The organism is Pyxidicoccus sp. M15 (genome assembly GCF_056858435.1).
In genome coordinates this window covers 1,066,810-1,078,760 of the sequence record NZ_CM166495.1, presented here as the reverse complement: position 1 = coordinate 1,078,760, position 11,951 = coordinate 1,066,810, and the positions used below count along the sequence as shown (strand labels likewise).

At 72.9% G+C, this 11,951-nt stretch carries 13 protein-coding genes; 6 read left to right on the top strand and 7 right to left on the bottom strand.

The genetic code is table 11. The features are described 5' to 3' along the window. The first annotated feature begins 86 nt into the window (after positions 1-86). Positions 87-1,361 carry a DUF6068 family protein gene (locus tag ACX9TP_RS04350; protein ID WP_482978439.1) on the top strand — a complete coding sequence of 425 codons (1,275 nt, stop codon included), beginning with the start codon at positions 87-89 and terminating at the stop codon, positions 1,359-1,361. Beyond that, positions 1,358-1,678 carry a DUF4286 family protein gene (locus ACX9TP_RS04345; RefSeq protein ID WP_482978438.1) on the top strand — a complete coding sequence of 107 codons (321 nt, stop codon included), beginning with the start codon at positions 1,358-1,360 and terminating at the stop codon, positions 1,676-1,678. Before ACX9TP_RS04350 ends, ACX9TP_RS04345 begins: the two co-directional genes overlap by 4 nt. A 51-nt stretch (positions 1,679-1,729) precedes the next feature. On the opposite strand, the gene ACX9TP_RS04340 is transcribed toward ACX9TP_RS04345, so the two are convergent. The 3 genes from ACX9TP_RS04340 to ACX9TP_RS04330 form a co-directional block, all read right to left on the bottom strand. Next, a complete protein-coding gene (locus ACX9TP_RS04340; RefSeq protein WP_482978437.1) occupies positions 1,730-2,290 on the bottom strand; it encodes a GNAT family N-acetyltransferase in 561 nt (186 codons plus the stop codon). A 153-nt stretch (positions 2,291-2,443) separates the two neighbouring features. Further along, positions 2,444-2,881 carry an organic hydroperoxide resistance protein gene (locus tag ACX9TP_RS04335; protein ID WP_482978436.1) on the bottom strand — a complete coding sequence of 146 codons (438 nt, stop codon included), beginning with the start codon at positions 2,879-2,881 and terminating at the stop codon, positions 2,444-2,446. Positions 2,882-2,898: 17 nt separating this feature from the next. Next, a complete protein-coding gene (locus tag ACX9TP_RS04330) occupies positions 2,899-3,372 on the bottom strand; it encodes a MarR family winged helix-turn-helix transcriptional regulator (protein WP_482978435.1) in 474 nt (157 codons plus the stop codon). 121 nt (positions 3,373-3,493) lie between these two features. Here ACX9TP_RS04330 and ACX9TP_RS04325 point away from each other — a divergent pair, with 121 nt between their 5' ends. From ACX9TP_RS04325 to ACX9TP_RS04315, 3 genes are all read left to right on the top strand, one after another. Next, complete coding sequence (locus tag ACX9TP_RS04325) at positions 3,494-4,279, top strand: HipA family kinase (protein ID WP_482978434.1); 786 nt, start codon at positions 3,494-3,496, stop codon at positions 4,277-4,279. Next, positions 4,257-4,667, top strand: coding sequence for a DUF3037 domain-containing protein (locus tag ACX9TP_RS04320; protein ID WP_482978433.1), 411 nt, complete (start codon positions 4,257-4,259; stop codon positions 4,665-4,667). The genes ACX9TP_RS04325 and ACX9TP_RS04320 overlap by 23 nt, the downstream gene beginning before the upstream one ends. A gap of 225 nt (positions 4,668-4,892) precedes the next feature. After that, positions 4,893-5,873, top strand: a complete 981-nt coding sequence (locus ACX9TP_RS04315; RefSeq protein WP_482978432.1) for an endonuclease/exonuclease/phosphatase family protein — start codon at positions 4,893-4,895, stop codon at positions 5,871-5,873. A gap of 13 nt (positions 5,874-5,886) precedes the next feature. Here the strand turns inward: ACX9TP_RS04315 and ACX9TP_RS04310 are convergent, their stop codons facing one another. From ACX9TP_RS04310 to ACX9TP_RS04295, 4 genes are all read right to left on the bottom strand, one after another. Continuing rightward, complete coding sequence (locus tag ACX9TP_RS04310) at positions 5,887-6,399, bottom strand: DUF421 domain-containing protein (RefSeq protein ID WP_482978431.1); 513 nt, start codon at positions 6,397-6,399, stop codon at positions 5,887-5,889. Between the two features lie 64 nt (positions 6,400-6,463). Continuing rightward, positions 6,464-7,387: a DnaJ domain-containing protein gene (locus ACX9TP_RS04305; protein ID WP_482978430.1), complete on the bottom strand. Its 924-nt coding sequence runs from the start codon at positions 7,385-7,387 to the stop codon at positions 6,464-6,466. Positions 7,388-7,409: 22 nt separating this feature from the next. After that, positions 7,410-8,495 carry an SHOCT-like domain-containing protein gene (locus tag ACX9TP_RS04300; protein ID WP_482978429.1) on the bottom strand — a complete coding sequence of 362 codons (1,086 nt, stop codon included), beginning with the start codon at positions 8,493-8,495 and terminating at the stop codon, positions 7,410-7,412. A gap of 8 nt (positions 8,496-8,503) precedes the next feature. Then, on the bottom strand, positions 8,504-8,890 hold the full coding sequence (locus tag ACX9TP_RS04295; protein WP_482978428.1) for a DUF2089 family protein: 387 nt from the start codon (positions 8,888-8,890) through the stop codon (positions 8,504-8,506). Positions 8,891-9,127: 237 nt separating this feature from the next. Between ACX9TP_RS04295 and ACX9TP_RS04290 the strand changes: the two genes are divergently transcribed. Next, the gene (locus ACX9TP_RS04290) at positions 9,128-11,830 is read left to right on the top strand and encodes a M1 family aminopeptidase (protein ID WP_482978427.1); all 2,703 of its coding nucleotides are present in this window, start codon (positions 9,128-9,130) and stop codon (positions 11,828-11,830) included. Positions 11,831-11,951: the final 121 nt, after the last annotated feature.

Below are 11,951 nucleotides of genomic sequence, written 5' to 3'. Positions count from 1 at the left end.
CAGAATTGTTGGGGGCGTCCAGCCCCCCGGTGTATCAAGCCCCGCCCGGGGTCGCGCAATGCCGGCCCGGATACGAGGTCTCCCGTATGAGAAAGAGTCCTGCCCCCGTCTTGTCGCGCGCCGTCCTGCTGTGCGCGGCGCTGGCCCTCGGCCCCGGCTGCAAGAGCATGGAACCGAAACCCACCCCGCCCGCGGACGGCACGCCCTCGCCGGGACAGGATGCCGGGACGGTGTCCACGCCGGACGCCGCCACGCCGGACGCCGCCACGCCCGGGACGCCCACCGCCACCCAGGGCACGTCGCCCTGGCAGCGCGCCCGCGTGGGGGACCGCGTCATGTACGCCTTCTCCGCCAACCGCGGCCGGCCGGGCGCGCGCGGTGGAACGAACGTTCCTTCCGCGGCGGTGGCCGGGGTGGTGACGGTGGAGGTGGTGGCGGTGAAGGCGCCCTGGGTGTGGCTGGGCGTGTCCTTCTCGGGGGACGGCGGGGCGCCGCTGCCGCAGCTGCGCCTGGCGCGCTCGCTGGTGCTGCCCATGCGCTCGGACGAGACGCGCAAGCTGGAGCCCGTCCGCGAGGGCGTTGAGAGCACCGAGCAGCTCACCGCCGCCGGCCGCACCTGGGACGCGAAGCGCTACCTCAATGACAAGCGCCCGGTGGACGGCCCGCAGGAGAGCCGCCTCTATGCCAGCGACGCCGGGCCGCTGTACCTCACCAACGGCCTGCTGGACGCGAGCACCACGCTGTCCGGCTTCGGCGTGGCCGGCGGCTCGCAGCTCACCCTGACGGAGGTCCGCCAGGGCAGCGCGGACGCCTCCGCCCCGCAGCCCGCGCTGACGCTGCCCATGGGCCCGGGCACCTGGTACGACCTGCACATGGACTCGGGCGGCACGCCGTCCGCGATGCGCGTCTGCATGGGCGCGGAGCGCGGCTTCGTGTTGCGCATGCAGGGCGAGCCCGCGAGCGGCGCACAGCCGTGCCCGGACTTCTCGCAGGCGGACGCGGTGCCGCTAGAGGAGGCCGTGCTCTCGCTGGCGTGGGAGGCGCTGGACATCCAGCAGTGGCCGCCCCAGACGGCGGGGGCCGGAGCGGCGACGCGCGGGACGCTGGAGCTGCGGGGCAACAAGGTGCCGGTGCTCCAGCGCGAGACGCCCGAGGACGTGGGCGGCACGCGGGGCGCGCGCGTCGTGACGTACGCCGCGGACCCGTGGGACGGCTCGCTGGCGGGGCTGGCGCTCGAGGCCCGCTTCCAGACGCTGAGCGACACCCTCTTCCGCGCCCCCCAGCAGCGCGGCAAGCGGGAGCCGGTGGACGGCACGCGGCTGGTGGACTGGGGCACCTGGGTGCCCGGGGCGAAGCCGTGACGCTCGCGCTCTACGTCGTCGTCATCGAGGTGGAGCCCGGCGCCGAGGAGGCGTGGAACCGGTGGCACGAGGACACCCACGTCCCCGAGGTGCTGCGCGAGCCGGGCTTCCGCTCCTGCCGCAAGTGGCGCGACACCGAGCCCGCCCCGGACGGCTGGGCACGCTACGTGTGCCATTACGAACTGACGGAGCTGGACGCGATGCGCCGCTACGCGAGCAGCGAGGCCGCGAAGCGCTTGAGGGAAGAGTCCCTGACGCGCTTCGGTACTGTCACCCGCCACTCACGTCAGGTACTCACCGAGGTCAAACATTTCTGATTCTCGGGAAATGGGTTTCCCATGAGGCCGTCATGACTCGCCACGGCCCGCTCAGGCGGAGAGGGCCGTGGAGAGCGGCCGGGCGGCCGGCCGGGCGCGGCCGGCCATGAGGAAGTGGCCCTTCGAGTCGTCGGGCAAATCCAGTCGCAGACAGAGGTGACCGGGGGGCGGCGTGTCCACGGGAGAGAAGGAGGACCCGCGCGCGCGGAAGCCCAGCGACTCCAGCACACGGCGCGCGGTGTCGCCGCCGGCGCGGACGAAGGCCTCCACGTGGCGCAGGCCGTCCAGCCGGACGCCGCGGCGGATGGTCTCCGTCGCGGCCCAGTGGCCCGCGCCCGCGAGCCGGTACGGCGCCGCCACCGCGCAGCTCAGCCGTGCGTAGCGCGCTTCGCCGTCGATGTTGGAGAGCGCCGCGAGGCCGATGATGCCGCAGCCCTTCTGCGCCACCGCGAACAGCCGCGTGCCGCGCAGGGGACTGGAGGGAAGCGGGCCCGTCTCCGGCCGCAGCCACCAGAACACCTCGCCGATGTCCGGGTCCTCCAGCAGCAGGTCCACCGCGCCCGAGACGGCGCTGCCCGCGACTTCCATGGGAATCAGCTGGCGCTCATGCATTGGTTCGTCCCCCTGCGCACTGTCGACTTCAAGGGACGTGCCATTATTCAAAAAAACTGAAACCTGACGGCACCTTGCACGAAGGTACAGGGCCGCTGTGTGAGCGCGGCACACGGGCCCGGGAGGATGCGCCCCGGGCCCGCGGCGTCCGCGTCACTGCGCGACGGAGAGCTTCACGTCGATGTTGCCGCGGGTGGCCTTGGAGTACGGGCACACCTCGTGGGCCGCGTGCATGAGCTTCTCGGCCTCGTCGCGGGGCATGCCGGGGAGGATGCCCGTCAGCTCCACCGCCAGGCCGAAGCCGCCGTCCGGCGTCTTGCCGATGGTGACGGCGGAGGTGATGCCCACGCCCTCGCCCAGCGTCTTGCCCTGCATGCGCGCCACGAGGCGCAGCGCGCCCTCGAAGCAGGCGGAGTAGCCCGCGGCGAAGAGCGTCTCCGGGTTGGCCTTCACGCCACCCGGGCCACCCATCTCCTTGGGCAGGGCCAGCGCCAGGTCGATGACGCCGTCGGCGGACTTCACGTGGCCGCTGCGGCCGCCGTGGGTGGTGGCGGTGGTGGTGTACAGGGGGCTGACGGTAACGGGGGCCATGGAATGCTCCTGTGGAATTACTTCGAGGGTTCAGGTTGGGACTTCGACAGCGCTTCGAACAGCCGTTGGACGTCGCGGCGCATGCGTGACAGCTCTTCCAGCGACAGGCCCATCTTGCAGACCATCGCCTCGGGAATGGACGCGGCCCTGCGCTTGAGCGCGCGCCCTTGAGTCGTGAGGTGGACGTGCACCGAGCGCGCGTCCTCCTTCGACCGCTCCCGCTTCACCAGCCCCTGGGCCTCCAGCCGCTTCAACAGCGGCGTGAGCGTCCCCGAGTCCAGGAACAACCGCTCCCCCATCCCCTTCACCGTCACCCCATCCGTCTCCCACAGGACCAACATCACCAGGTACTGCGGGTACGTCAGTCCGAGCTTCGACAGGAGCGGCGCGTAGGCCTGCGTGACGGCCCTCGCCGCCGCGTAGAGCGGGAAGCAGAGCTGCGCGTCCAGGCTGAGCGGGTCATCCACCGACATGGCCAATGAATAGGACACAATTCAATTGCGCGCAATCAATTCGGACATGGGGCCCGGGATGCCGCGGCGGGGCCGGGCGTGTTACAGGGCGGCGCGCGGCCGGCGTCAGGGACGGGCCGGGCGAGGACGGGAGCAAGGGATGTTGAGGACTGTCACAGCCACGCGCTACGTGACGCCCCTGCGGGAGGGCGGCTCGCTGCCCGCCATCATCGAGGCGGACGACGCGGGGCTGTATGTCGTGAAGTTCCGGGGCGCGGGCCAGGGCGCCAAGGCGCTCATCGCGGAGCTCATCTCCGGCGAGCTGGCGCGCGCGGTGGGCCTGCGGGTGCCGGAAGTCGTGCTGGTGGACCTGGACCCGGCGCTGGGCCGCAACGAGCCGGACTCGGAGATTCGCGAGCTGCTCAAGGCGAGCGCGGGGCTCAACCTGGGGCTGGACTACCTGCCCGGCTCGGTGACGTTCGACCCGCTGGCCGGCCCCTTCCCGGAGGCCTCGGTGGCGTCGGTCATCGTCGGCTTCGATGCGTACGTCACCAACGTGGACCGCACGCCGAAGAATCCCAACATGCTGAGCTGGCACCGGGATTTGTGGCTCATCGACCACGGGGCGTCGCTCTACTTCCACCACTCGTGGGAGGACTGGGAGGCGCGCAGCCAGAGCCGCTTCGGCCCCATCAAGGACCACGTGCTGCTGCCGTGGGCCAGCGCGCTGCCCACCGTGGAGGCCACGCTGCGCGCGGCCCTCACGCGCGAGGTGGTGGAGCGCACCATCGCCGCCATCCCCGAGGCGTGGCTGACGGGCACCGAGTCCCCCTTCCCCACCGCCGACGCGCACCGCGCGGCGTACGTCACCTGGCTGCTCAAGCGCGTGGACGCGCTGCCGGCGTTCCTCGAGGAGGCGGACCGTGCCCGCGCCCAGCTCGTTTGACTACGCCATCATCCGCGTCGTGCCCCGCGTGGAGCGCGAGGAGTTCATCAACGCGGGTGTCGTCCTCTTCTGCACGACCCAGCGCTACCTCGGCGCGCGCGTGGAGCTGGACGAGGCGCGGCTGAAGGCGCTCGCGCCGGACGTGGACGTGGACAGCGTCCGCAGCCACCTGGAGAGCTTCCGGCGCGTCTGCGACGGCGGGAAGGACTCGGGCCCCATCGGCCGGCTGCCGCAGAAGGACAGGTGGCACTGGCTGGTGGCCCCGCGCAGCACCATCATCCAGACGGGCCCGGTGCACTCGGGCCTGTGCCGCGGTCCCAATCCGGAGCCCGGGCTGGCGCTGGAGCACCTGCTGGAGACCGTGGTGCGCGTGAAGCGCTCCGCATGAGGCACGGCGGCCGTCCTCGCCCGTGACGCTGCCCGGCCTGCCGCCGGGCGGGCAGGCGGGCACCCGCTCCCGGGAGCGCGGAGTGTCCGGCGGCGTGCGGCCGGACGCGGCAGCGAGCAGGCAGGCAGATGTCCCGAAAGTGCACAAGCGGACCCGGGACCAGGGCCGCGCGGCTTCGCGGTTGGTAGTTTCACCGTACGGCCCGGCACGGGCCCCCACTTGCGTATGAACGACTCCGGTCTGCGAATCGTCACGTACAACGTCCGCTACTTCGGCCACATGCTGCGCGGCCTGGCGAGCACGGTGGGCCCCAAGCGCCGGGTCGCCGCCGCGCTGTCCTCGCTGGACCCGCTGCCGGACATCGTCTGCCTGCAGGAGGTGGAGACCTCCTCGCTGCGCAGCACCATCGCCCACCGGCCCAAGCAGCCGGGAGAGACGCAGCTGGCGGCCTTCATGGACCGCATGGTGGAGACCTTCGGCGCCCAGGCGCGGGAGATGCCCTACGAGGCGTTCTACTTCCGCGCCCACCACTACAAGGTCGGCGAGGTGTCGCTCTACACCACCGGGCTCGCGATGCTCGTCAACACGCGCACCCTCCAGGTGGACACGCACAACGTGGACGCGCCCCAGCACATCACCTACCACCACGTGCAGCGACTGAAGGACCGCAAGCAGAGCCGCATCTGCGCGCACATGCGCCTGGTGCGGCGCTCGGACGGGCGCGGCTTCCACATCTTCAACACCCACCTGAGCCTGCCCACGCCGTTCGCGAAGGAGTTCTGGGCGACGAAGGACAAGATGGGCTGCGGCCCCAACCAGCTGCACGAGGCGCGCAAGCTGGCGGAGTTCATGCGCCTGCACTCGGGCAGCGAGCCGTACATCGTCTGCGGGGACTTCAACTCACCGCCGGCGTCACCGGTGTTCCGCTACCTCACGGGCGAGGCGTGCCTCACCTGCGCCCAGGCCGCCGTGGGTCAGATTGACCCGAACACGTCGCGCGGCTTCCCCACCGCGGGCTTCATGCACATGCGCATGCACCTGGACCACATGTTCTCCGGGGGCGGCGTGCGCTGGCTGGACGCGCAGGAGACCTGCCCCTTCGGCGACCCGCAGAGCCGCTTCCACGGGCTGTCCGACCACATGCCCATCATCGCCCGCTTCACGCTGGACGCCGCGCCCGGCGCGTCCGTGTCGTCCGCGGGCTGAAGGGCGCGCGCGCTCACTGGAGCGTGGGGCCCTCGCCTTCCTTCTTCATCATGAAGGTCACCTTCCCGTCCGGCTCGAGGTACGCGAGCCGGACCTTGCGGAGCGACTCGGTGCCGTGCTCGCGCAGGCGGCTGAGCAGCTCGGAGCGGGACATCAGGCTCTTGCGCAGGTTGGCCTCGTTGACGCGGCCCTCGCGCACCAGCTCCACGGGCCTGCCCGCCAGCACTTCCGCCGCCTTCTCGCTGCGCATCGAGAGCCACGAGAAGAAGCGGTCCCAGAGGCCCAGCGTGCCGAAGGCCACGAAGGCCGAGGTCAGGCTGTCGTCGTCGGCCACGATGCTCCTGCGCAGGCACACCGAGATGATGAGCAGCAGGACGATGTCGAAGGTGGAGGAGCGCCCCAGCTCCTTGCGACCCGTCAGCCGGAGCACGAGCTGCGCGAAGAGGTAGACGGCGGAGGCGCGGAAGACCACCTCGAAGAGGTTGAGGTCCGGCACCCAGATGTTCTGCCAGTCGAAGGGCGGCATGCCCCGAAGATGTTCACAGCACGGTGGGCCCCGGCATGCCCGGCCGTGAGGCAGGCAGCGGTGCTCAGCCCCCGTCCCCGCCCTCGCCCTCGCCTTGGCCCGAGAGGGCACGCTCCACGGTGTCCCATGCGTCCAGGATTTCGCGCGTGCGGCGCTCCGCCAGCTCGTGGAACTCGGGCGCGAGGTGGGCGACCTTGTCCGGGTGGTACTGCGTGATGAGCGCGCGGAAGGCCTTGCGCGCCTCGTCCAGCGGCGTGTCCCGGGAGAGGCCCAGCACCGTCCAGGCGTCCCTCACGGAGGGACGCGGTGGAGGCACGCGGGTGCCGCGAGGAGGAGTGGCCTCGTCGTCCCAGGCCCGGGCGCCGGAGTCTCGTGCGCCGGGCCCCCGCGTGCCGGTGCTTCGCGCGTCGGCGTCACGTGCGCCCGCGTCCCGTGCACCGGTGCCTCGCGCGCCGGGGCGCCTGGCCTCTGCATCCCAGGCGACCTCCTCTTCTCGCGCGCCCGAGCTGGCGGGACGCCGGGGGGAGCGCGGTGGAGGCTCCGGCCGCTTGTGGCCGGGGCGCTTCGCGGGGTCCGGCTCCGGCACGCGCGGGGTGAGGCGGCTGAGCGCCTCCTGGAGGAACCAGAGGTCCTCGGCCGGGGTGCCGTGCTTGCGCACCACGGCGCGCGGGCGGCCGTCCTCCAGCAGGAGGTAGCCGGTGGACGCGGCGTAGGCGTCATCGCGGCTGTCCGGGTAGAGCCGGTCGCCCAGGTCTCCCAGCGGGTCCCTCCACATGCCCTCCGTGGTGCCCTCGTCGGCCACCAGCACCTGGGAGAGCACGTCACCGTGGAGGCGCTCCAGCGTGGCGAAGGGCTCGCGCGCCTCCGGGGTCCGCATGGCCGGCCCGTGCCGCACCCCCGTCACGAGCAGCAGCCCGCGCGTCCCGTCCACCCGGGCGAAGAGCGCCTCACGCACCTGCCTGTCGGAGAAGAAGAGGACGGACTGCACGGTGGACGCGAGCCTACCCGGCTCAGCGCTGCATGGCGCGCAGCAGCTTCTCCGCGTCCTCCACGCTCACCTTCCCCTCGCTCACCAGCTGCAGCACCCGGCGCAGCTCCTCGTCGGGAACGCCCGCCGTCGTCGGACGAGGCTCCGGAGGACGGCCGTACGCGGCCCACGGCGACGGTCCGCCCCAGCCCGGCGGACGAGGCTCCGGAGGCCGGCCGTGCCCGGCCCATGGCGGCGGGCCGCCCCAGCTCCGAGACCAGCGCTCGGCGTGACGCTCCGCGCGGCGCTGCCACCGCTCCGTCTGCCGCTGCCAGCGCCGGGCGTCGTGCTCCCAGCCGTGCGGCTCCTCGCCGTCCGCCTCGCGCCCCGGCGCGTGGGACTCGCGCACGCGCACCGAGCCCAGGTCCGTCTCCAGCCGCAGCCGCGTGGGCGCGCCCGGACGCGACGGGTAGCCGTTGCGCACCGAGCCCAGCGACGTGCGCGCCTCAATCGACACGTCCAGCCCCGGCACCAGCCGCACGTCCACCGCGCCCATCTGCGACACGATGCGGTGCTCGCCCGGCGTGAGCGCGTCCACCTCCAGCTTCACCGAGCCGGCCGAGGCCTGCACGTCGAACGTCCCGCCCACCCGCTGGCCGAAGATGCTGCCGGCGCGGGTGCGCAGCGTCAGCTTGCCGTGCACGTCGCGCACGTCCGCCATGCCCGCGTCCGTCGTCACGTCCAGCTCGCAGTCCTTCAGCCCCGCCACGCGCACCATGCCCGCGTCCAGCTTCAGCCGGGCCCGGGCGTTGGCCGGGAGGAACAGCTCCACCTGCGGCATGCTCCGCCACAGGAAGGACCAGAAGCCGCCTTCGCGGATGTTCAGCTCCACGCGCGTGACGCTGCCGCGCTCGCGCACCTGGACGTCCACCGGCCCGTGCGCCACGAGGTAGGGCTTCTCGCCCTCGGGAAGGGGCGTCAGCGTGAGGGCCGCCGCGCTCGCGTGCAGCTCCAGCTCGGCCCGCTGGCCCCACGGAATCAGGTGACGCTCACCCGGACGCGGCGAGGCACCGGGCGGTGTGTCCGACGTGGCTTCGGAAGACTGCGGGGAGGGCTCTGACTCGGACATGATGGCCTTCACTCCTGGGCCTTCTTCAGGCGTCGTGCGGCCTCGTCTGCGTCGATGAGCCCGGCCGCGAGGTCATCGAGAATCTGCGCGCGGCGCTGACCACCGCGCGGCGGAGCGGGCGGCGGCGGCGCGGCGGCCGGGCCGTCCTCGCCCAGCGCGGCGACCACGGCGTCCAGCCGCGAAACCACCGTGGGATAGGACAGCCCCAGCACCTGCTCCACGTCCTTGATCTTCCCGCGGCAGCTCAGGAACACGCGCACGAAGGCGAGCTGCTCGGGCGACAGCCCCTGCACCCAGCCCGTGGTGAAGCGCCCCTCCACCGCCGTGTCACACGCGCCGCAGCGCACACGCTCCACATGCGTGCCCTCGCCACAGACGGGACACCGGGTCGGCATGGGATGAATCAAGGTCCGAGGCGCCATGATAGGTCCAAAATCAATATCGACCTTGAGAATATTGAGTTCTCGGGGCAATTGCAAGGGAACCGGGCCGGGCGGGAGGGCGCGGGGCCGGAGGCGTCCCGGGGCGCCGGACGTCTCCTGGTCGACTTCGTTGATAGCCGACGCTGGGGTGCCCTCTGGTGCGCTCCCGCTCGACGGTGGAGCAGGCATGCGGAAGAGTCGCCAACGCTTATGCGCTGCTGCCACCGTCACGCGTCCGAGTCCGCCTCCGGCGACCTCCACCCGTTCTCCCTGCCTGGCGCCACCGAGCACTACGCCGCCGAGCGTCCCGTCCGCGCCGAGCACGTGCGCATCGAGCTGGACCTGGACTTCGAGCAGCAGCGCCTCTCCGGCGTCTGCACCACGCGCGTCTCCGCGCTGCGCCCGGTGTCCACCGTCACCTTCGACGCGGTGGACTTCGACGTGTCCCGGGTGCTCGCCGACGGGCACCCCGCGCGCTTCTCCAACTCCGGCGCGCACGTGCGCGTCGAGCTGCCCTCGTCACTGGGCCCCGGCCACGCGTGCGAGGTGGCCATCCACTACACGTGCCGCCCGCGCCGCGGCCTCTACTTCTGGGGCCCCGACGCCGGCTACCCCGACCGTCCCCGCCAGGCGTGGACGCAGGGGCAGGACATCGACGCGCGCGCGTGGTTCCCCTGCCTCGACACGCCCGCGCAGAAGGCCACGTCGGAGGTCCTCGCCACCTTCCCCGCGGAGATGACGTCCCTGTCCAATGGCACGCTGGTGGGCGACAGCACCCACGGCGCGCGCCGCACGCAGCATTATCGGATGGAGCAGCCCGTCTCGCCCTACCTCGTCACGCTCGCGGTGGGCGAGTTCGAGGAGGCCACCGACTCCGTGGGCAACGTGCCCCTGCGCTACCTCTTCCCGAAGGGCCGCCGCGAGGACGCGCTGCGCTGCGTGCGCCGCACGCCGGAGATGATTCGCGTCTTCCAGGAGGCCACCGGAGAGCCCTTCCCGTGGAGCGGCTACGCCCAGGTGTTCCTCACCGAGTTCATCCTCGGCGGCATGGAGAACACCACCGCCACCAGCCTCACCGACAGCGTCCTCCACGACGCGCGCGCCCAGCCGGACTACAACGCGGAGCCGCTCGTGTCGCACGAGCTGGCGCACCAGTGGTTCGGTGATTTGCTCACCTGCCGCGACTGGCCGCACGGCTGGCTCAACGAGGGCTTCGCCACCTGGTGCGAGGTGCTCTGGAAGGAGCGCGCCGACGGGCAGGACGAGGCGGACCAGCACCGGGGCGCGCAGCTCGACGGCTACCTGGGCGAGGTGCGCGAGCGCTACGCCCGCCCCATCGTCGCGCGCCGCTTCCACGCGCCCATGGACGTGTTCGACCGGCACCTCTACGAGAAGGGCGGGCTCGTCCTCCACGAGCTGCGCCGCCGCCTGGGGGACGCGCTCTTCTTCCGCGCCCTGCGCCACTACGTCGCCCGCCACCGCCACGGCGCCGTGGAGACGGTGGACCTGTCGCGCTCCTTCGAGGAGTCCACCGGCCACAACCTGGACGGCTTCTTCGACCAGTACGTCTTCGCGCCCGGCCACCCGGAGCTGAAGGTGGAGGTCCGCTACGAGGCCGAGGACGCGCGCCTGCGCCTCAAGGTCCGCCAGACGCAGCGCACCGACTCGGGCACGCCCGTGTTCCGCCTGCCGCTCGACGTGGCCCTCACCGTCGACGGGCGGGACACGCTCCACCGGCTGGAGGTGACGGACGCGGAGCACTCGTTCCTGCTGCCCTGCGCCGCCGCGCCCACGCAGGTGCGCGTGGACCCGCGCCGCGAGGTGCTCGGCACGGTGGACGTGGACAAGGGCGCGGCGCTCTGGCTGGAGGAGCTGCGCGCCGCGCCGGAGATGCGCGCCCGCACCGAGGCCGCCGCCGCCCTGGGCAGACACGGGGGCTTCCGCGCCGTGGAGGCGCTGGGTGAAGCGCTCGGGGACGCGCGCCTCTTCTGGGGCACCCGCGCCGCGTGCGCGAAGTCGCTGGGACGGCTGCGCACGCCCGAGTCCCGCGCGCGACTGCTGGCCGCGCTGGCCACCGAGCACCCCCGCGTGCGCCGCGCCGTCGTCGCCGCGCTGGGCGAGTTCCGCCGCGACACGGAGGTGGCCGCCCGCCTGCGCGCGCTGGTGGAGGCCGGAGACGCCAGCTACTTCGTCGAGGGCGAGGCCGCGCGCAGCTACGGCCGGGTGCGCGCGCCGGACGCGGTGAGCGTGCTGGAGGCCGTCTCCACCCGGCCCTCATTCCAGGACGTCATCGCCGTGGGCGCGGTGGACGGGCTCGCCGAGTCGCAGGACCCGGCGGCGTTCCCCCTCGTCGCGGCGCGCACGGCATATGGGCAGCCGCGCGGCCTGCGCCGTGCGGCCACGCAGGCCGTGGCGAAGCTGGCGGAGGTCGCCGGCCGCAAGCGCGAGGCGGTGGACCTGCTGGCGGAGCTGCTGAGAGACCCGCTCTTCCGCGTGCAGATGGGCGTGTTCGAGGCGGGGCGCACGCTCGGCGACCGGCGGCTCATCCCCGCGCTGGAGGGCACGCCGCTCGAGGACCCGCGCGCGCGCCGCGCGGCGCGAGAGACGGTGCGTGCGCTGCGGGAGGGCGAGCCCCAGGCGCGCGAGGTGGCGTCGCTGCGCGAGGAACTGGACCGGCTGAAAGAGGAGACGCGCTCGATGCGCGAGCGGCTGGAGGCGCTGGCGCTGAAGGCAGCGGAGGCGCCGGGCCCACGCGGTGGCGGCAACGGTGCGAAGGCCCCGCGCCCGGACGGCACGAGCCGCTCACGGCCCCCGGCCCGGAGCGCGGAGGCCGCGCGTGGGAGTCGCGGCGAGAAGGCCCCTCGCGGCCACGGAAGCGCGAAGCCCGCGACGCGCAAGCCGAAGCGAAGGTAAGCGGACGCGAAGGCCCACCACGCGCGCGAGAGCCGGTCCGGCGGGGAGCCCCCCAGGCATCGCGCGCACCGCGCCCGCCCTCATGCCCGCTGACGCTCGCGGAAGCGGCACCCGGGTGGCG